Here is a 20,772-nt window from a genome sequence, read left to right on the forward strand (position 1 = left end):
CGAAAGGGGGGACTTTATGTCTATATCGTTTGAACAGCTACTTTTCAAATGCAAAGAAATAATGCAAGGAAAGCATTTATTTATTGTGCAAGACTTACTTGTATTAAAAATAATTAATGATCAATTTGAAAAAGAAAGACGGGAGATAAGAGAAGATTTTTTGGTAAGAGGTATTTGCAGTAAAGAAGTAGATGGACTAATCGAAGAGCCGGAATATTTTAAAGGTTTTTACATACCGAAATCGGCTCGATGGCACAATTTAACTAGACTCCAACAAGAGGCTAGTTCCGATATTTATCATGCCATTAACGATATAGTAGAAAAAAATGATATAGATATTCCATTGTTCAATACTAAACGAGTATCTATCTCTACTGAACAAATTTTACGATTAGTAGAGTTAATAGATTTTTATAACTTTTCGTCTGAAAATATAAAAGAAATGTATAGGATTATTTATAATTGGAGTCAGGAAAACGAAATATCATCGAAGTCATTGATGTTATTACAGGCATGAACGTAGGATGGGGGAATGAAAATGAAGGCACGTGAAATTGGAATTAAAGTAGGAATCCTTCCGACAGGTATGAACAATTGCATAACGGACGTTAAAGGCGTGCAGGTAGGGCATATTACCTTAATGGAAGATTTAAATGATGAATGTATTCGAACAGGTGTAACGGCGATTTTACCGCATGATGGAAACTTATTTTCGGAAAAAGTTTCAGCTGCATCGTATGTGGCAAACGGTTTTGGAAAAACGACAGGTCTAGTTCAAATTGAAGAACTTGGATGTCTTGAATCTCCCATTATGTTAACAAATACTTTTAGTGTGGGTCCAGTTTTACAAGGCACACTTCAGTATATGCTACAAGAGAATCCGAAAATCGGAGATACGACAAGTTCAATTAATATTGTGGTGGGTGAGTGTAATGATAGTTATTTAAACTCCGCTCGACTCCTTGCGGTAAAGCCGGAACATGCGATTGAAGCAATTCAAAATGCAACTAGCAATCAAGCGGATGAAGGAGCTGTCGGTGCTGGTACAGGAACGATGTGTTTTGGGTATAAAGGTGGAATTGGAAGCTCATCCCGAATGATTTCATTTGAGAAATTAACATTTACAGTAGGAATGTTAGTTCAAAGCAACTTTGGAAAAAAAGATGAGTTCCGTTATGCGAAATCAGTAGAAGAAGACCATACCGAGCGACCGGATGGATCGATTATGATGGTTTTAGCAACGGATGCCCCTCTTTCCGATCGGCAATTAAAGAGATTGGCAAAAAGATGTATTGTTGGATTGAGTAGAACTGGGAGTCATATTCATAATGGGAGCGGTGATGTTGTCATCGCATTTTCTAACGCTGAAAAGATTCCTCACGATACCAAGGAAGCGATTGAACAGAGAAAAATATTACGAGATGATCATCCGATCATGAATCTTCTTTTCCAGGCGGCAGCAGAAGCAACAGAGGAAGCTATACTAAATTCATTAACCCAAGCGGAAATGACAACGGGAAGAAAAGGACGAATCGGTGAAACAGTTCCAATTGGTGCTATGTAAATAAGAAGTAAAGAAGGGACCGTAGTTTGTTCCTTCTATTTTTTTTTGCAAATTGGATAATTTGTTTTTTTCTCGGACACTTTTCCCTTATAATATAATGTGACTGGAGGACAGGAAATGAAAATTCGTAAAACGATGTTCAATGATAAAGAAATGAACTTATTCATATATGAAAACAAAAAAGATGAATATTTTGTTGTTGCTATTCCTGCAATAGAATGGTCTACAACTTATACATATGATGACTTTGGTGAGAAGTTATTGGAGAAATTAATTGATTCACTTAAGGTGAAATTGACTGATGAAGATGCAATTGCTTTAGCACATCGAATTAATCAATGGACAAGAGAAATGTAGAAAGGTAAACAGGTGATTCCAATGTAAAAACATAAACATTTCATAGAATATAAATTTTGAATCTACAAACGAAAGGATTTTACAACATGACTTCTTTGAAAGACGAGGTTTTATCAAGACGAACCTTTGCGATAATTTCCCACCCGGATGCTGGGAAAACAACATTAACCGAACAATTACTTCTTTTTGGCGGCGCAATCCGTGCAGCTGGTACGGTTAAAGGGAAAAAATCAGGAAAATTTGCAACTTCAGACTGGATGGAAATTGAAAAGCAACGGGGAATTTCAGTAACATCTTCTGTTATGCAATTCGAATATGATGGAAAAAGGGTTAATATACTCGATACTCCCGGACACCAAGATTTTAGTGAAGATACGTATCGTACATTAATGGCGGTTGACAGTGCAGTAATGATTATTGATGCCGCAAAAGGGATTGAAGAGCAAACACTGAAATTGTTTAAAGTTTGTCGGATGAGAGGAATTCCGATTTTCACCTTTATTAATAAGTTGGATAGACAAGGGAAAACCCCTTTAGAGTTATTAGCAGAATTAGAAGAAGTATTGGGAATTGAATCGTATCCGATGAATTGGCCAATCGGAATGGGGAAAGAATTTCTCGGGATATATGACCGTTTCCATAATAGAATTGAACAGTTTCGTGTTGAAGAGAACGAACGATTTATTCCACTTAATGAAGAGGGAGAAATTGACGGAGACTCACCAATTAAACAATCTGGTCTTTATGAACAAGCCCTTGAAGAAATTTTATTATTAAATGAAGCAGGTAATGAATTCTCAAATGAACGAATTGCCAATGGGACTTTAACGCCTGTATTTTTCGGAAGTGCTTTAACAAACTTTGGGGTCCAAACCTTTCTTGAAACGTATCTGCAATTTGCACCATCACCGCAACCGAGAAATTCAGATGCAGGGGTCATCGATCCTACTGATGAAAACTTTTCTGGGTTTGTCTTTAAAATTCAGGCGAATATGAATCCTGCACACCGTGATCGCATTGCCTTCGTACGGATTTGCTCAGGACAATTTGACCGTGGAATGAATGTCACTTTATCAAGAACAGGTAAATCGATGAAATTATCGCAATCAACCCAATTTCTTGCAGATGATCGAAGTACAGTAAACACCGCGGTAAGTGGAGATATTATCGGGTTGTATGATACGGGAACTTACCAAATTGGAGATACAATCACATCTGGAAAACAACTAATTAATTATGAAAAGCTTCCACAATTTACACCTGAACTTTTTGTCAAAGTATCTGCAAAAAACGTTATGAAACAAAAACATTTTCATAAAGGGGTTCATCAGCTCGTTCAAGAAGGTGCAATCCAGTTATATAAAACGTATCGAATGGAAGATTATATTCTAGGTGCCGTTGGGCAATTGCAATTTGAAGTATTCGTTCATCGTATGAAAAATGAATATAATTCAGATGTTATTATGGAGCCAATCGGATCGAAAATCGCTCGCTGGATTGATGAGGATCAAGTAAACGAATCACTTTCAAGCTCAAGGAGCCTTTTAGTAAAAGATCGTTTCGATAAACCATTATTTTTATTTGAAAATGATTTTGCACTTAGATGGTTCCAAGATAAAAATCCGGATATTCGGCTAACAAATCCGATGGAATAATGAATGGGACAGGTGTAACAGCCTGTCCAAAAAATTAACTCTTGATTAATTCGAATTTCATGGTATATTATATTCAAATACTTTATTACTTGAAAGCATCTAAGTGTAAAAGTCAATAATGATGATCCAGAAAACGGACATAAGTAATTCTATTGAATGCAGCAAGAAGAGACTGAATGGGAGCTGAAAATTCAGGCAGCAATAGATATGAAATACACCGTTGCTAAACATTTTGGATAAAAGAGTGAATGATTTCGGTCATTAAATAGGGTGGTACCGCGGAGAGCCTCTTCGTCCCTTTTTTAGGGATGAAGAGGCTCTTTCTATTAAAATCGAGGAGGTAATCAACATGTTAAATCATAAAAAAGCTCATTCGCCATCCGTTATAGAGGCAATAATTCTTATAATGATTATTGTAGGATTAATGAGTATTAGTTTAATGAAATATTCTGCTGCACCTCATATCCCTATTTTATTATCAATTTTAATGCTTATATCCTATGGCCTAATGAAGAAAGTGCCGTTTAAAATTCTTGAAGAAGGGATGGTAAATGGAGCGAAATCAGGTCTATCCGCTGTATTTCTTTTTTTCTTAATTGGAATTTTGATTGCTGCATGGATGCTAAGTGGGACAATTCCAACTTTAGTTTTTGTTGGCTTTAAAATTGTAACTGTTCATTTCTTCTATGCGATTGTTTTCGTTGTTACGGCTATTGTGGGAATGGCGATCGGCAGCTCGTTAACAACTTCAGCGACTCTCGGTGTTGCCTTTATTGGAATTGCCTCCGCCCTTGATGCGTCATTAGCGTTAACAGCGGGAGCAATTGTTTCAGGAGCTTTTTTTGGAGATAAAATGTCACCATTATCCGATACGACGAACATCGCATCAACAATGATGAGCGTCGATTTATTTGAGCATATTCGAAATATGGCATGGACTACTGTACCAGCATTTATTATAAGTTTTATCATTTATGCCGTATGTTCACCGAGTGTATCGGCAGCGAACTTAAATAAGTTAACTAGTATTCAAGAAGCACTAATACAAACCAATTTAGTACATTGGTATAGCCTCATTCCGGTAGTTGTACTCGCAATTTTCGCTTATAAAAAAATATCAGCATTTTTAACATTAGCATTAAATTCACTGCTTGCCATTATTCTTTCACTTTTTCATCATATACCAAGTGGACAAGAACTTTTCCAAATTCTTTTTAATGGTTACGTTTCGAAAACGGGCAATGAAGCAATAGATAGTTTGTTAACAAGAGGCGGAATGAATAGTATGATGTTTACCGTTTCACTTGTCATACTTGCGTTAAGTATGGGTGGATTATTGTTTACTTTAGAAATTATTCCGGTTTTATTAAAGGCTTTAGCAAAAGTATTAAACAAAATTGGATCAGTCATCACAGCAGCTGCATTTACAGCTATTGGGGTAAATATTTTAATTGGAGAACAATATTTATCTATTATTCTAACGGGAGAAGCATTTCAAAAACTATTTGAAAAATTGGGACTTGCAAACAAAAATCTATCAAGAGTTTTAGAGGATGCTGGAACAGTTGTAAATCCATTAGTTCCTTGGAGTGTGTGTGGAGTATTTTTAACGAATGTACTTGGGGTTTCTACAATGGACTATTTACCATTTTCCTTTTTTTGCTTATTGTCACCATTGTTAACAATCGTCTTTGGTTGGACTGGAAAAACAATAACAGTAAATAAAAGTAAATTGATTGCATAAATGATTGAAATGTTATCATAATGTTCCATATCTTGACACACTTTGAATATATAGATATAGTGAATTATGTATTAAATGAATAGTGAGAAAAATAGGTTGATAGATAGGAAGAATTAATTGTAATTTCTTCTATCGATCATTAAAAGGGAAGTCCGGTGAAATTCCGGCGCGGTCCCGCCACTGTAAATGGGAGCTCCTTAAGCAATACCACTATCTGCGGATGGGAAGGTTTTAAGGGGTGTTGAGCATGAGCCAGGAGACCTGCCTATTTTTTTACACCGAACAACCTACGTGGATAGGGTGGTGTTGAACTTGAGGGTATTTTTTCACATTCCTCAGTCAAACCACGCATCTCCACTTCGGAGATGTTTTTTTATTTATTTTAATTGGGGGGGAAACATGTGAAACAAAGGATTTTTCAGAGGCGAATACTTGCTATTTTGACCGCAGTGCTACTTCTTTCATTGCAGTGGACACTATTCGGCGGGCAAAGGGCGTCAGCTGCAACGTTAAATAACGCAGCAATGGTCACAGTATTGGATAAAGATGGGAAACCGATTATTTCTACATCTGTTGTTAAGTTAAATAAGGATGAAAAAGCAATCACTGTTTTAAAGGAATTAGCTAAACAGAAAAAGGTAGATTTTCAAACGAAAGTTGATCCGAATTTCGGTGAACAAATCGTAAAGATTGGTGATTCGGAACCGAAATATGAAAATGGCGGTTTTTATTGGAGTTTTTATATTAATGGTAGTGAATCACAAGTAGGGGCATCGAGTTATACGGTCCAAAATGGTGATGATCTTTTATTAAAAGTAGTTAGTTATCCGGCTAAAACAATAAAAGCAAAAATTACTGCTAAAGATAAAAATAAAAAGGAAGTTTTACCTGAAACAGAGGTTGAAGTTGTTGAAGGTACGAGTGCCTATGCAGCATTAAAACTTGCAGCAAAGACAAAAAAAATTGAACTTAAAACTACGGTCGATTCGAGTTTCTTTGGTTATGTAAATAATATTGGCAATACGAAACTTGCTGAAGGTGATTATTGGTCAATTTCTCTTAACGGAAAACCTATGGAAGTTGGTTTATCCTCTTATGAAATTAAGGATAAAGATAAAATTCAATTAAATGTAGTTGGAACTGAACCTCCTACCGATACAAATGATAAAAATGAAAATCCTGATAATAGCAATAATTCAGATGGGAAAATAGATGATACACAAACAAAAATTTCAAAGAAACAAGTAGAAGCACTGCTTAAATCAACGGCCAACTATATATTAAAAAATGGCGGAAGCAATGAATTTGAGATTGTTGGATTGAAAAAATCCGGTCATACTGTACCAGATTCCTATTTGAAAAATATTGAAAACTTACTTAAAGAAAATGACGGAACTTTTCGTAACGTAACTGATTATGAAAGATTAGCTATTGGTATTACAGCTGCGGGAAAAGATGCATCTAATTTCGCTGGGTACAACCTAATTAAGAAAATATATGAGAATGAACGAATGACCAATCAAGGTACGAATGGAATTATTTATGCTTTATTAGCGCTAGATAGTGGTAAGTATAAGGTTCCGACTGATGCCGAATGGACTAGAGAAAAATTACTCGATTACCTGCTTAAAAATCAGTTAAAAGATGGTGGTTGGCCACTATATGGCGATAGTCCAAGTGTAGATATTACGGCGATGGCACTTGCTGCGCTATCTCCATATAAAAGTCAAGAAAAGGTAAAATCCGCTATTGACAGTGCAGTGGAATGGATATCGAGCAAACAGGATAAAAATGGAGGCTTTAGCAGCGCTATTAATGGTGGGGATGCCAGTGAAACAACATCACAAGTGATAATTGGTTTAACGGCCATTGGCGTTGACCCGAATGGGAAACAGTTTACAAAATCAGGGGTAAATCTAGTTCAGCATTTACTTTCTTTTAAACAAAAAGATGGCGGATTTGCACATATTATAACTGACAATGAATCTAACATTATTGCAACAGTACAAGCATTATTAGGGTTAACGGCTTACAATGATTATTTAGATGGCAAAGGCTCGATTTATCAATTTGCAGGAAGTCAATCATCTAATAAACCAAATGAAAAGCCAAATGAAAAACCAAATGAAAAACCAAATGAAAAGCCAAAAACAACCAACGATAATCTACCGAAAGATACGAATCAGCAGTCGGAAAAAACAACTAAAGGTGAACGATTACCAAATACAGCAACAAATACGTACAATATTCTTATTTTTGGTGTGATCTTAATTATTTTAGGCGGTGTATTGTATGTAAATGCCCGCAAAAAGAGAGTATGATATAAAATGAAAAAAATTTCAGCACTGATTCTATTGATAGCGGGTCTATTTTGTGTGTTTTTCAGTGGCTGGAAAATTTTGAAGAGCCAACACTCGCAAGTGCTGGCTCTTCAGCAGGCTAGGGAACTCACGCCAATAAAATTTTTAGAAAAACCCGGAATTAATAGAACTACTCAATCTGTCGATAAACATGTATTAGGGATATTAGAAGTTCCAACATTGAATGCAGAGCTTCCAATTGTAGAAGGAACGACTGACGAACAGCTTAAAAAGGGAGTCGGTCATTTTAGTAAATCGGCACTTCCTGGGGGAAATGACCAAATTGTTCTTTCTGGTCATCGTGATACTGTATTTAGACGTTTTGGTGAGTTGAAAGAAGGAGATCCACTGATTGTTACTTATCAAGGAAAAACTTTTACGTATATAGTGGAACGGACAAAGGTAGTAGATGCAGAAGATCGAACAATCATCCATTCAACAGCACCTAAAGAAGAGCTTGTACTCACAACTTGTTATCCTTTTCATTTTATTGGGAACGCGCCGAATAGGTATATTATTTATGCTTATCCAAAAACAACATAGGAGATGGATTGAATGAAACTGTTGAAATCTTTCGCCGTTTTGCTACTTGCATCTTTGACTATTTTTTTGATCGCAGGATGTCAAAAGGATGAAGTAAAACCTATAACGGAAGATAGCAAAGCAACTAACATTACAGCAAGTAATACAAACGAAAATGGTTTACAAAAGGAAGCGGACAATAGTAGTGATGAAAGAGAAAAAAAGCAAGAAGTGCAAACGTCTAAATCAACTACGAATGAAAGCAGTAATAAGAAAGAAGAAAAAACGAATAACCAAAATGTGAGTAAAACGAATAGAGATAGTAACATAAATAGTAGTAAAACTACTACTGAAAAGAAGCCAAAATCTTCTGAAAGAAAACAAGCTTCAATAGAGAATAAGACCAAAGAAACGAAAAAGGAAACAAGAAAACAAACAAAAAAACAAACGTCTCAACCGAAAGAAACGGTAAAACAGCAAAATAATCATCAGAAAAAGGCGGCAACCCCACTATCAAGTGTTCAGATAAGTATTGTAGGGGATAAAAAAACTGGAACGATTCTTTCGCAAACAAAAGTAGTTATAAATAACGGGGATACAATGCTCACAGCAACGAGAAAAATCCTTAAAGAAAAGGGAATACCTATAAGTGTGACTGGAAGCGGAGCGACCGCCTATGTGCAAGGGATAGCGAACCTTTTTGAATTTGATTTAGGTCCAATGAGCGGTTGGACAGTTAAAAAAAATGGCGTATTATTAAATCGTAGTGCTGGAGTAGTAACTGTAAAGAATGGTGATCGAATTGAGTGGATCTATACGACAGACTATAGTAAAAAATAATAGGGGATTCCGATCGTTTCATCCTTTCGTATGTTTTCTTTACTACATCGGGGCTGCGGCACTGGTTATGCTTTCAAAGCATCCAGTGTTTTTGTTTGTTGGAGCAATCATTCTCATTGGTGTAAATATTAGTTTAGATAGGGGAAAAGCAATTAGACAATGGTGGAAAATGCTACTCTTTGTTTCAATGTTCTTTATAATCATTAATCCTCTTATTAATCATCGTGGTACATATATCTTATTTTATCTTGGACAAAATCCGATCATGCTTGAAGCGGTTATTCAAGGGGTTATTTTTTCACTTTCACTATTATGCTTAATGATATTATTCGCTTCTTATAATCTTGTGATAACAGCGAATAAATTTCTTTTTTTATTTTCAAAATGGCTACCACAATGGGCATTACTAGCTATGTTAGCTATGCGATTTGTTCCGTTGTTAAAACGAAGACTGCAGGAAATTCAACAGGTTCAAAAAGGAAGGGGTCTATCTGTAGCGGAAGGTCCTTTAAAATTACGCGCAAAAAATGGTGTTCAACTAGTTCAAATTTTGTTAACTTGGTCATTAGAAGAAGCGATCCAAACAGCAGATTCGATGATTGCAAGAGGGTACGGGGTGAAAAAAAGAAGCCGGTATACACCGTATCAAATGCATAGCAAAGATTGGCTAGCTTTAGGATTTATTGTCATACTAGGAAGCATTTCAATTTTCGGATGGTATCTAGGTGATAATGTTCTAGCGATTAATCCTATTTTGGAAACTGTAAGATTAATCGGTAGAGAGTGGTTTTTCCTTATAATATTTATGTTGTACATTAGTTTTCCACTGATAATAGAAGGCAGGGAGGCATTAAGATGGCATTATTGGAAGCGAAAAATATAAGTTTTCATTATCCGGAAGAACGAAGTCCCGCACTGGACAATGTGTCATTTTATGTAAATGAAGGCGACTTCATTGTCTTATGTGGAGCATCTGGAAGTGGAAAATCTACCCTCCTGCGTTTATTAAAAAAGGAAGTGTCTCCCCATGGGAAAGTTTCCGGTGATATTTACTATAATGACCAACCAATCTTTCAATTAGATTCTGAAGTAGCGGCAAGAGAGCTCGGTATGGTCTTTCAAGATCCGGAAAATCAATTAGTGATGGATCAAGTAATGGAAGAATTAATATTTGGAATGGAAAATATCGGTTTTTCGACTGAATATATGAGGAAAAAAGTAGCTGAGATGGTCCACTTTTTTGGCTTAGATGATCTGTTGGAAAAAAAGACATATGAGATTTCAGGTGGTCAAAAGCAACTTGTCAATTTAGCTTCAATCCTCCTATTAGAGCCAAGGATATTATTGCTTGATGAACCAACAGCCCAATTGGATCCAGTTGCGGCTAAGGAATTTATCGGAATGCTGCATCGTATGAACGAGGAATTTGGAATTACTGTTATTATTGCTGAACATCGCTTAGAAGAATTATTTGCACTGGCCGATCGAGCAATAATACTCGAGCAAGGAAAAGTCATTTTTGATAGTACACCTCGCAATGTTTCACTAAGGATTGGTAATAATGCTGAAAATAAACTGTACTCATACTTACCTAGTCCCGCCATTTTGTATTTGGAGCATTCATTAAATATCCAAGAAAGAGAGCTTCCTCTTACAGTTAAAGAAGGAAAACTGTGGGTAAAACAACTTAATATTGAAGAGGTACGAACGAATAGTAAAGAAGAAATTCCTGAAGGTACGCCTTTATTGCAAATGAAAAATATTGATTTTCAATATACTAAAGATCAACGAAAAATACTGGATCGTACGTCTCTTTCGGTCTTTGAGGGAGAGGCACTGGCGATTGTTGGTGCAAACGGGACAGGAAAGTCTACCCTTTTAAAAATCATGGCGGGAATAGAAAAGCCCCAAGGGGGATCGATTCTTTATAAAGGGAAAAGAATGAAAAAACACGATCCTTTAAATATTGGATATTTACCGCAAAACCCTAAATTATTCTTTTTACACGACACATTGGAAGCTGAACTTGATGAAATTATTAAACAGCATAAACTAAATGAAGGAAAAACGAGAGCGAAGGAACTTCTTGAATGGTTTCAATTAGCCAGCCTAGCAAATAGACATCCATATGATTTGAGCGGTGGAGAATTACAAAAAGCAGCACTTGCTGGTGTATTGCTGACTAATCCAAAAGTACTGTTAATCGACGAACCGACAAAAGGTTTGGATCCCGATGCAAAAAAACGATTTGGAGAGTTATTAGTTCGTTTAAGGGAAAAAGGGGTGACAATTGTATTAATTACCCATGATATCGAATTTGCCGCGCAGTATGCGACAAGATGTGCAATGTTATTCCAAGGAAACATAACTGTAACCGCACCTGTACATAGTTTTTTTTCGGGAAATACTTTTTATACGACAACAATTAATCGAATGATTAGAGGAAGCAGTGCTCCAAATGTTTTGACAGTGGAGGAGGCAAGAACAAAATGGCGCGTCATCAAGTAATATTACTGAGCTCTGCGTTAATGCTGTCAATCATGCTTATTCTCGTAACACTTTTTATTCAGCATCATTTTATGCTTGTTAGCGTTTTATTCGTCATGCTAACGTTTTTACCATTCGTTATTCGATTTGAACGAAGAAAAGTATCGGGAAGAGAGCTTGTCTTACTCGCTGTACTTTCAGCGATTGCTGCTGTATCAAGAGTTCCATTTGCATCCATTCCTAGTGTTCAGCCAACGACATTTGTCATTATTATTACAGGTTTAGCCTTAGGTGCTGAAAGTGGTTTTGTTGTTGGCGCATTAGCTGCGCTAGTTTCAAATCTTTTTCTAGGCCAAGGTCCTTGGACCCCATGGCAAATGTATTCTTGGGGAATGATTGGCCTTGCAGCAGGTCTATTGCGCCACACAAAATTTATGAAATGGTCAATTGGGAGATACATATTTGGGTTTATTTCAGGAATATTATTTGGTTGGGTTATGAATATATGGTTTTTTGTGGGGAATATGGACCAAATTACGATTTCACATATTCTTGCTTCCTTTGGTACAAGTTTATACTTTGATCTAGCTCATGCGATTTCGAATGTTTTTTTTCTCGCTGTTTTTGGTAAAGCGTGGATTAAAATACTCCTTCGATTTAAAAAAAAATATGGGCTTCTGGATCGTTAAATTCATTTATAAAAAGCTCCGCTCCTAAGAACATTATTTTCTTTATTTGTTTCTTTCAATAAGAATAATTATTCGCTATTTGGTAATTATATGGTTATGATAGGAGGAAAAATTATGGGAAAAAATGACTGGAGAGAGTTGGATTTTTCAAGTTTTTGGATTGGTTATTTAAGCGATAGCTTTCCTGAAAGAATGACTACCTATGAGATGGAAGAGGAATTTACCCCTGTGCTTAATGATACAAAAACTACTGAATTTTCCTAAAAGTAATATGAAAAAAAACGAACCATTAGAAGCTATTCTGTGGAGTGTTGCTTTACCAGGATTTTCACAATTATTATCCGGCTCCTATATTAAAGGGATATTATTCGTAGGACTTGAATTTATAATAAATGTTAAAAGCCATTTTAATAAAGGTATTATGCTAAGTTTTTTGGGAAAAACATCCGAAGCCGCTAATATTATTGACTATCAGTGGTTAATGTTTTACCCTTGTTTGTATATGTTTGCAATGTGGGATGCTTATAAAGTGACACGGGAAAATCCAAAAAAATATGATTACCTCCCATTTGCATTTGGCGCTTATTTTGTTACAATTGGACTAATGTATTCGCCAATTGTAACGGTAAAAAGTATTTTTATCGGTCCTATCTTTCTACCAATGATTTTCTTAATTCCGGGTTTATTCATAGGTTTTATCATTCGCTATATCATTTTATGGACGAAAAAGGAAAACTATTAATTTTTTCAGAAATTTAGAGTTGTAATTTAGCGCAAACTCCCATATACTTTAAATATAATTAAATAGCTTTTGACGAATGTCAAAGGGGAGTAGCGTTAAATGATTTAAGACACGATAATTTGTGACTTAAACATTTAAAACAAAGTCGTCATTACATGGGTGTAAAATCCATCGGCTTTGTTGACATGAATAATGTCTAGCAAGACCTTTGCCTATAATAGGCAGAGGTCTTTTTGTCTTTATAGGGTTTTTCGTCACACTTCATTAAATTAAAAAGGGGAGAATCTTATATGGACGTTTCAATGTTATTAGAATATGGCTGGGTACTATTAATTTTAATTGGACTTGAAGGAATCCTAGCCGCAGATAATGCGGTAGTTATGGCTGTGATGGTTAAACACTTGCCTGAAAAAAAACAAAAAAAAGCTTTGTTTTATGGCCTTTTTGGAGCATTTGTGTTTCGGTTTACGGCATTATTCTTAATTTCATTATTAGTAAATGTATGGCAAATTCAAGCAATAGGAGCAGTATATTTGCTTTATATTGCGACACACCATATTGTTAAACACAAAACCGGTAAAACAAATATTAAAAATAAAGATAGTAAAAAGAAAGAGCCTTCTTTCTGGATGACTGTTTTAAAAGTAGAGATTGCTGATATTGCTTTTGCAATTGATTCAATGTTAGCAGCTGTTGCTCTAGCTGTAACGTTGAAACCAACTGGTTGGACGAAAATTGGCGGCATTGATGGTGGGCAGTTTTTAGTCATGCTGCTCGGAGGCATTATTGGTTTAGTCATCATACGTTTTGCCGCAAAATGGTTTGTTAATCTATTACAAAAATACCCTAGTCTTGAAACGGCAGCATTTTTAATTGTCGGTTGGGTAGGAGTTAAATTAGCAGTATTTACGTTGGCGCATCCAAGTGTGAATGTTTTAGATAAACATTTTCCAGAATCACTTGCATGGAAGCTTATTTTCTGGGTAGTACTCATAGGAATTGCCGTAAGCGGCTACTTAGTATCACGTAAAAAAGATCAACAACAAATTAGACAAAGTGCATAAGCTAAGGAAAAAAGAAAAACTGTTGGATTAATATGTTATTAATTTCCAATAGTTTTTCTTTTTGTTCTGTTAGAAACCCTCAAAAAAACGAAGTTGATTTTCGAAATGTATGGTGAAACAAATTTGTAAATAGATAGAAAACTTATTACGCACCTCTTCCATGCTATAATTAGTGGATAATGAGGTGAATTTTTCATGCTAAATTGTTTAGTGCAAGATCGGAAACAAATATCATTAGAAGAAATGGCTCTATTGGCCCAACATGGTGATGAAAATATATTAAATCAATTACTTCAAGACTACCAGCCATTCATCAAGAAGACTGTTTCTTCAGTATGTAAGCACTATATTAATGATAGTGATGATGAATTTAGCATTGGACTCATTGCCTTCCATGACTCGATACTTAAGTTTGATGAAAGTAAAGGTGCTTCTCTTTTATCTTTTGCAGAAGTCATTATTAAAAGAAGAGTGATTGATTATCTTAGAAGTAACAATAAATATAAAGATTTAAGCTTCGATGGAGGGATAAATGAGGATGAAAGCTCTCTGACTTTTGAAAATACATTATCTGTTGAGGAGTATAATCGAAACATAGATAACGAAAAGAGAAAAGACGAAATTAATCGATTTGCCAATCTTTTGCAGACGTTTGGATTAAAATTTAAGGATTTGATAAAACATTCACCTAAACATGAAGATGCTAGAATAAATGCGATACAAGTTGCCAAAACATTGGTTAATGATCCAGAGCTTCTACATTATTTGAACGATAAAAAAAGATTACCAATTAAAATGCTCGAAAGCAAAGTGAATGTCAGTCGGAAAACATTAGAACGTAATCGAAAATATATTATTGCCATCGCTTTAATTATTTCATTGGATTTTGTTTATTTAAGGGAGTACGTAAAAGGGCGGTTATCACAATGAAAAAGGGTGTCATATTAGAAATAAAGAGTAAGCACTTGGTCATGCTGACTCCTGAAGGGGAATTTATTAAAGGTAAGAAAACAGAAAATACATACGATATCGGGGAAGAAATTTATTTTGAAACAGATGAAAGAAAACTTGCGAGGCGGAGCAAATATACTTTATTGTCGTGCGCGTCCGCACTAGTTGCTATATTTATAATAGGTTTGATGCTTTTAAATCCATTTGAAAAAGATTCGGCATATGCTTATGTGACGATGGATATGAATCCAAGTATCGAGTTTGTATTAGATAAAAATTTCCATGTCATTCGAACGAATGCGTATAATGAGATAGGCGAGAAGGTATTAACATCTACTAAATTTGATAAAGATCAATCTTTTGCCAATGTTGCTAAAACAATTATGGATACATGTATTACAATGGGCTACATAAAACAAAAACAGAACATTGTCATAGCTTCTATAATAAACAAAGAAGAACAATCAAAGGATGATTTACTTGATCAAAAAATTCAAGAAGTTCAAACCGCCGCTAAAAAGATAGAAGCTAAAATTGAAGTCGTAAAAGGATCTATAAAAGAAAGAAAAACTGCACGTGAAAAAGGTATTTCTCCTGGTAAATTCATTGTAGAGAAAAAAAGAAAAAATAAATCAATAGATGACCAAAATTCAATTAAAAAAGAAACTCAAATTAAAAAAATTGAAAATGGGATTAAAATAACTCCAAATAAACATACGAATAAGAAAATAGATAAGTTGCCTGCAACAAAAATGAGTGCTTCTCCTGTTAAAAAAACAAAAAAAGAAAATCATTCTAAACGCTTTAATAATGTGATCAGGCATCATAAAGATTACAAAATAAAGAATCGGGAAAAAGTAAATAACCGAAAAAAAGATATTCATTCAGACTTAAAAAAAGACTACTTACATAAGGACTATGAAAAAAGTCACTGGAAACATAGAGAAAAGTATAGAAAAGGTAAATTTGATCCGCATCATACCGCTAAAGACAGACATAAACCGAGAAATAAGCATAAATATAAAATTGAAAGAAGCAATCATAAACCTAAACATAATATTCATGGGAAAAATCACAAAAATAAAGAGTAAGTCCTTGAAAGCGGATTACTCTTTATTTTTAATTTATTTTATTTACCGGAAAGTTCGGACTGAGCTTGTTTAACAAGACGTTTTGTAATTTCTCCGCCTACCGATCCATTTGCACGTGAAACGGTATCTGAACCAAGATTGACTCCAAATTCTTGGGCAATTTCATATTTCACTTGATCTAAATATTGTTCTACTCCTGGGATTAGTAATTTATTGCTGCTTCTTGCCATTTTTTAAATACCCCTTTCAAAAATTAATAAAAATCTTGTATTACTATTATGTTTAATAAATGCGGTAAACATGAATGGTAAAAGGTTGTAATGAAGTTAAGTAGTTCTAAAATGTTATTGAAATAATTTTCCTTTTAATCGCAGCCATTCTTCTATATATTAGAAGGAGTAAGAATTTGATTCATTGGTAGGAAAGGAATCTTGTTTAATGAGACATTATTTACAAACGAAATTAAGAAAATTAACGCCGTTTCAATTAATTGTATATTATTATTTTTTAACTGTTTCTATTTCGTCGATCTTTCTTAGTCTTCCTTTTGCTCATAAACCAGGGGTCCATATTAGTGTCCTTGATACAATTTTTGTAGCAGCGAGTGCAGTAAGTGTAACAGGACTATCGACAATAAATATATCTGAGACATACAGTACAAGTGGAATATTTATATTAATGCTAATTCTGCAAATTGGCGGAATTGGAATTATGTCGATTACGACATTCTTTTGGTTAATCCTCGGCAAGAAGATTGGTTTGAAACAGCGTAAACTTATTATGACAGACCAAAACCAAACAAATCTTTCCGGTTTAGTTAAAATGTTGAAATTAATTTTGGTTTTAATTTTAATGATTGAATTAAGCGGAGCCTTAATATTAGGGACATATTTTTTAACTTATTATTCTGATTGGAAAGATGCTTATTTGCACGGATTATTTGCTTCAGTAAGTGCAACCACGAATGCAGGATTTGATTTAACTGGACAATCGCTTATACCGTTTGCTAAAGATTATTTTGTACAATTTATTAATATGATCCTCATTACCCTTGGGGCAATTGGCTTTCCTGTTTTATTGGAGCTTAAAGAATTTTTATTACGCAAGAAAAACGCACCTAAATTTCACTTTTCATTATTTACGAAAATAACGACTTCAACCTATGGAATATTATTTGTTTTTGGAACAATAGCCATATTTTTGTTAGAAAAGGATTTATTTTTAAAAGGAAAGGATTGGTATGATGCTTTTTTCTATACTACCTTTCAATCAAATACAACGAGAAGCGCGGGCCTTTTAACAGCAGATATTAATCAATTTTCCTCTCCAACATTGTTAATTATGTCGGGATTAATGTTTATTGGTGCTTCGCCAAGTTCAGTTGGGGGAGGAATCCGGACAACAACGTTTGCGATAATTGTTTTATTTATTATTCATTTTGCAAAAGGAAATCGAAATATAAAGATTTTCAAGCGGGAAATTCATGAGATGGATGTATTAAAGGCATTAGCTGTATTTGTCATTGCTTCATTTATTTGTATCGTTTCGGTTATTCTTTTATCCATAACAGAACATCAAAGTTTGCTTTCAATAATTTTCGAGGTTTGTTCCGCATTTGGAACGACAGGAGCATCATTGGGAATAACTCCTGACTTGTCGATATTTGGTAAGTGCTTATTAATTGTTTTGATGTTTATTGGAAGAGTAGGAATTGTTTCGTTAATGTACATGATGGGTGGAAGAGATCAATCGAATAATTATCATTATCCTAAGGAACGACTAATAATTGGATAATCTCTTTGGGTTTATTCAAAATGGTTTTGGAAAAAACTATTGGTGTACCATAAAATAGTCAAAAGAGGGGATATAGATGGCAAAGCGAAAGGCTGAAGTGAATGCCGCAGTGAAACATAGTCATACACCAAAAAGGAATGTAGAAGAGGCTGAGTTTTCTGCGGAATTTGCGAATGGTGAAGAAACAGCAAAACATGCAAACCGAAATTCTAAACAAGGCCGTAAAGGAAAATGAAGAAAAACAACGGTAAAGGCAATGTTCAAGAAGAATTTGGTGTTGAAATAGGAGATCTAAATGCGATAAAGTTTTATGAGGCAGCAAAGGACGCCGGACGAAAAGAAAACGAGGAAAAGACTCCTAAAAAGGAAAAGTAGCCTGCATGAAGCGGCTACTTTTTTATTGAGCTAAAAATAGATGATTTTCCGGTCTTTGGATCAAAATAAACAAGCATATAACTATCTTCACGGTTTATTTTTTTTGTTGTGTGATAGTGATGTAAGTTAAATGGAATCTTTTCAATAATTGTATGTTTATTAAGATCTTTTTGCGTTAATTGAAGATGCTCGTAGTTCTCACCTAACTGTTGCGGATTCGTGTTGATATCGTTAAAGATAGTGTTTCTTTCATCTTTATTTACTCGATCCTCCCACCAGGATTTCCGAGGCTTGTATCTTTGATTAAGAAGGTAATCATATTTCATTAATCCTTCGATAATTTCAATATGTTCACTTGTTTCTTCGTTAGCTTTTAAGAAAGATAACAATCTTCTAAACAAATCTTCCAGTTGATGGCCAATTCTGCTCCATCCTTGTTCTTCCCAATAAGTACCAAATTGTTGGAAGAAATCGAATGGTGTTTCAAAAACATTTGTAACTAAATATTCAATCGTTTCATTCATACGATGATCATTCCAATATTTTTCTAATACATCTTCTACTTGTTTTATTCGAACTATATCATCAAATGAAAGAATATTATTCCCTAAAATTTCATAAGGGGCATGATCCATATAAATATAGTCATGTTCTTTTGCGCGAATCCTCAAACCTGTTCCGCGCAACATCTTAAGAAAGCCTAATTGAAGTTCTTCCGGACGTAATGCAAACACATCATTAAAGGTTTTTCGAAATGATTGGTAATCCTCTTCAGGAAGCCCTGCGATAAGGTCGAGATGCTGATCAATTTTACCTCCGTTTTTCACCATTGTAACGGTCCGCGTAAGTTTTTCGAAATTTTGTCTTCTTTTCACTAATTCATTCGTTAAATCATTTGTTGATTGAACACCAATTTCGAATCGGAATAATCCTTTTGGGGCATTTTTATTTAGAAAGTCAATTACTTCCGGACGCATTATATCTCCGGTTATTTCAAATTGAAAGACAGTTCCCGGTGTATGCTCATCAATGAGAAACTGAAACATTTCCATTGCATAACTTCTACTAATATTAAATGTTCGATCGACAAATTTAATTGTTTTTGCACCGTGTTTCATTAAGAAACGAATATCCTCTTTAATTTTTTCACGATTAAAATATCGAACGCCCACTTCAATAGATGAGAGACAGAATTGACAATTAAACGGACATCCGCGGCTTGTTTCAATATAGATCACTCGTTTTGAAAGATGGGGGAGATCCTCTTCAAATCGATAAGGTGATGGAAGCTCACGAAGATCAATTTTATTGCGAATCGGGTTGATAATCATCTTCCCATTTTCCATATAGCCAATGCCGTGAACTTGCTTGAAATCTTTCTTTCCTTGGATTTCATTAAGGAGCTGTTTAAATGTTTCTTCACCTTCACCCATTACGATGAAATCAACTTCCGGTAAACGCTTAAGCCAATACGTCGTATCATAGGATACTTCCGGTCCACCGAGTACAATCGTTAGTTCCGGCATAATTTTTTTTAACATTTGAATGACTCGAATGGTTTCTTCAATATTCCAAATGTAACAGCTGAACCCAAGGACATCAGGTTTTTTTGTAAATAAATCAGAAACAATATTCATCACGGGGTCTTTGATCGTGTATTCGGCAAGTTCAATATTATATTCCGGTGCTGCTGCAGCTTTTAAATAACGAATGGCCAAATTCGTGTGAATGTATTTAGCATTTAATGTACTTGCAATGATTTTCATGAATGTGTATTACCTCTTCTTTCAAATATGCATGAGATTTAAGTTACTATCTTATCCTAATATATTTTATAGGAGTCTGCACAAAACCTCAATGTTAATAGTTTTCATAAAAAGGGATTAATTTTTGTTTCTAATAGAATTTTTAGTAGAGAAACGTAAAAAAAGAGTGTAGAAAAATCGGGAATATTACGGAGAAATGTCGAAAAACAATCGTATTCTATGTAGAACTAAAGAAAATTTGTAAAAAGAATGTCTAATATTGCGAATCTATTTACTTTTATGAGTATACCTGCGATAATTCACAAGGTAGTCGAAAAAATTCGACATGAGAATGAAATTGAAGGAGAATGAAAAGTGTATACCTATAGTAATGCAATAAAAGAAAAAAGATATTTAAAACAAATTCAAGTAAAAAGGGAAGAAATGATTCAACTTGGAAAACGATATGGGTTAACAAATGATAAAACTATTTTTTGCTCTCAGGAATTAGACGAGCTTTTGAATGAATATCAAAAATTCCAACAATCAAAAGATAGAAGTATGAAACCAGTCGTTATCAGGGAAGCTTCATTTATTATATATAAAAATAAAAAGCTTAGTAATAAGAGAGTTGTGAAATATAACGTACTAAAAGCCATTTAAAAGAGTATTATATACCATGCATAACCCTCACTGATCATCAATGAACTAGACTCTATTAATCCCACCTTTAGTTTCATACATCACTGTATATAATTAAAAAGGTTAATCTCCTAACCGAGATTAACCTTT

At 34.5% G+C, this 20,772-nt stretch carries 22 protein-coding genes and 2 riboswitches; of the genes, 20 read left to right on the forward strand and 2 right to left on the reverse strand.

Going from position 1 to position 20,772, the window contains the following annotated elements:
• The first annotated feature begins 16 nt into the window (after positions 1–16).
• From MKY81_RS12000 to MKY81_RS12075, 16 genes are all read left to right on the forward strand, one after another.
• Complete coding sequence (locus tag MKY81_RS12000) at positions 17–517, forward strand: type I restriction-modification system subunit M N-terminal domain-containing protein (RefSeq protein WP_108072951.1); 501 nt, start codon at positions 17–19, stop codon at positions 515–517.
• Between the two features lie 15 nt (positions 518–532).
• Positions 533–1,564 (forward strand): DmpA family aminopeptidase, encoded by a 1,032-nt coding sequence (locus MKY81_RS12005; RefSeq protein WP_341117897.1) that lies wholly within the window; start codon positions 533–535, stop codon positions 1,562–1,564.
• Between the two features lie 117 nt (positions 1,565–1,681).
• The gene (locus MKY81_RS12010) at positions 1,682–1,921 is read left to right on the forward strand and encodes a YueH family protein (RefSeq protein ID WP_066227922.1); all 240 of its coding nucleotides are present in this window, start codon (positions 1,682–1,684) and stop codon (positions 1,919–1,921) included.
• Between the two features lie 86 nt (positions 1,922–2,007).
• On the forward strand, positions 2,008–3,576 hold the full coding sequence (locus MKY81_RS12015) for a peptide chain release factor 3 (protein WP_107919966.1): 1,569 nt from the start codon (positions 2,008–2,010) through the stop codon (positions 3,574–3,576).
• 349 nt (positions 3,577–3,925) lie between these two features.
• Positions 3,926–5,320, forward strand: coding sequence for a Na+/H+ antiporter NhaC (gene nhaC / locus MKY81_RS12020; protein WP_341117898.1), 1,395 nt, complete (start codon positions 3,926–3,928; stop codon positions 5,318–5,320).
• An 88-nt stretch (positions 5,321–5,408) separates the two neighbouring features.
• A riboswitch (cobalamin riboswitch) is annotated at positions 5,409–5,603 on the forward strand.
• A gap of 118 nt (positions 5,604–5,721) precedes the next feature.
• Positions 5,722–7,641 (forward strand): DUF4430 domain-containing protein, encoded by a 1,920-nt coding sequence (locus tag MKY81_RS12025; RefSeq protein ID WP_341117899.1) that lies wholly within the window; start codon positions 5,722–5,724, stop codon positions 7,639–7,641.
• A gap of 6 nt (positions 7,642–7,647) precedes the next feature.
• The gene (locus MKY81_RS12030) at positions 7,648–8,223 is read left to right on the forward strand and encodes a class D sortase (RefSeq protein WP_066227910.1); all 576 of its coding nucleotides are present in this window, start codon (positions 7,648–7,650) and stop codon (positions 8,221–8,223) included.
• Positions 8,224–8,235: 12 nt separating this feature from the next.
• Positions 8,236–9,042: a DUF4430 domain-containing protein gene (locus MKY81_RS12035; RefSeq protein WP_341117900.1), complete on the forward strand. Its 807-nt coding sequence runs from the start codon at positions 8,236–8,238 to the stop codon at positions 9,040–9,042.
• Positions 8,993–9,925, forward strand: coding sequence for a CbiQ family ECF transporter T component (locus MKY81_RS12040; RefSeq protein WP_066227900.1), 933 nt, complete (start codon positions 8,993–8,995; stop codon positions 9,923–9,925). The genes MKY81_RS12035 and MKY81_RS12040 overlap by 50 nt, the downstream gene beginning before the upstream one ends.
• Positions 9,898–11,550, forward strand: coding sequence for an ABC transporter ATP-binding protein (locus tag MKY81_RS12045; protein WP_107982061.1), 1,653 nt, complete (start codon positions 9,898–9,900; stop codon positions 11,548–11,550). The genes MKY81_RS12040 and MKY81_RS12045 overlap by 28 nt, the downstream gene beginning before the upstream one ends.
• Complete coding sequence (locus MKY81_RS12050) at positions 11,532–12,218, forward strand: ECF transporter S component (protein WP_108072960.1); 687 nt, start codon at positions 11,532–11,534, stop codon at positions 12,216–12,218. Before MKY81_RS12045 ends, MKY81_RS12050 begins: the two co-directional genes overlap by 19 nt.
• Positions 12,219–12,332: 114 nt before the next feature.
• Positions 12,333–12,482 carry a hypothetical protein gene (locus tag MKY81_RS12055; protein WP_165797718.1) on the forward strand — a complete coding sequence of 50 codons (150 nt, stop codon included), beginning with the start codon at positions 12,333–12,335 and terminating at the stop codon, positions 12,480–12,482.
• 7 nt (positions 12,483–12,489) lie between these two features.
• The gene (locus MKY81_RS12060) at positions 12,490–12,960 is read left to right on the forward strand and encodes a hypothetical protein (RefSeq protein ID WP_107919978.1); all 471 of its coding nucleotides are present in this window, start codon (positions 12,490–12,492) and stop codon (positions 12,958–12,960) included.
• Between the two features lie 72 nt (positions 12,961–13,032).
• A riboswitch (yybP-ykoY riboswitch) is annotated at positions 13,033–13,226 on the forward strand.
• A 24-nt stretch (positions 13,227–13,250) separates the two neighbouring features.
• On the forward strand, positions 13,251–14,024 hold the full coding sequence (locus MKY81_RS12065) for a TerC family protein (RefSeq protein ID WP_107919974.1): 774 nt from the start codon (positions 13,251–13,253) through the stop codon (positions 14,022–14,024).
• Positions 14,025–14,219: 195 nt separating this feature from the next.
• The gene (gene sigI / locus MKY81_RS12070; protein WP_107919975.1) at positions 14,220–14,954 is read left to right on the forward strand and encodes an RNA polymerase sigma-I factor; all 735 of its coding nucleotides are present in this window, start codon (positions 14,220–14,222) and stop codon (positions 14,952–14,954) included.
• Positions 14,951–16,066, forward strand: coding sequence for an anti-sigma factor domain-containing protein (locus MKY81_RS12075; RefSeq protein WP_107919976.1), 1,116 nt, complete (start codon positions 14,951–14,953; stop codon positions 16,064–16,066). The genes sigI and MKY81_RS12075 overlap by 4 nt, the downstream gene beginning before the upstream one ends.
• A gap of 38 nt (positions 16,067–16,104) precedes the next feature.
• Here the strand turns inward: MKY81_RS12075 and MKY81_RS12080 are convergent, their stop codons facing one another.
• The gene (locus MKY81_RS12080) at positions 16,105–16,296 is read right to left on the reverse strand and encodes an alpha/beta-type small acid-soluble spore protein (protein ID WP_107919977.1); all 192 of its coding nucleotides are present in this window, start codon (positions 16,294–16,296) and stop codon (positions 16,105–16,107) included.
• Between the two features lie 208 nt (positions 16,297–16,504).
• Between MKY81_RS12080 and MKY81_RS12085 the strand changes: the two genes are divergently transcribed.
• The 3 genes from MKY81_RS12085 to MKY81_RS12095 all read left to right on the forward strand — a co-directional run bounded on the left by MKY81_RS12085 (position 16,505) and on the right by MKY81_RS12095 (position 18,235).
• The gene (locus MKY81_RS12085) at positions 16,505–17,860 is read left to right on the forward strand and encodes a TrkH family potassium uptake protein (protein WP_066227880.1); all 1,356 of its coding nucleotides are present in this window, start codon (positions 16,505–16,507) and stop codon (positions 17,858–17,860) included.
• A 76-nt stretch (positions 17,861–17,936) separates the two neighbouring features.
• On the forward strand, positions 17,937–18,095 hold the full coding sequence (locus MKY81_RS12090) for a hypothetical protein (protein ID WP_165797717.1): 159 nt from the start codon (positions 17,937–17,939) through the stop codon (positions 18,093–18,095).
• Positions 18,092–18,235, forward strand: coding sequence for a hypothetical protein (locus tag MKY81_RS12095; protein WP_160331412.1), 144 nt, complete (start codon positions 18,092–18,094; stop codon positions 18,233–18,235). Before MKY81_RS12090 ends, MKY81_RS12095 begins: the two co-directional genes overlap by 4 nt.
• A gap of 14 nt (positions 18,236–18,249) precedes the next feature.
• Here MKY81_RS12095 and MKY81_RS12100 read toward each other — a convergent pair whose 3' ends face one another.
• On the reverse strand, positions 18,250–20,001 hold the full coding sequence (locus MKY81_RS12100; RefSeq protein ID WP_066227876.1) for a B12-binding domain-containing radical SAM protein: 1,752 nt from the start codon (positions 19,999–20,001) through the stop codon (positions 18,250–18,252).
• A 354-nt stretch (positions 20,002–20,355) separates the two neighbouring features.
• Here MKY81_RS12100 and MKY81_RS12105 point away from each other — a divergent pair, with 354 nt between their 5' ends.
• Complete coding sequence (locus MKY81_RS12105; RefSeq protein ID WP_066227871.1) at positions 20,356–20,643, forward strand: aspartyl-phosphate phosphatase Spo0E family protein; 288 nt, start codon at positions 20,356–20,358, stop codon at positions 20,641–20,643.
• Positions 20,644–20,772: the final 129 nt, after the last annotated feature.

The sequence above is a fragment of the Heyndrickxia sp. FSL W8-0423 genome (assembly GCF_038009395.1).
In the GTDB taxonomy this organism is placed as follows: domain Bacteria; phylum Bacillota; class Bacilli; order Bacillales; family Bacillaceae_C; genus Heyndrickxia; species Heyndrickxia sporothermodurans.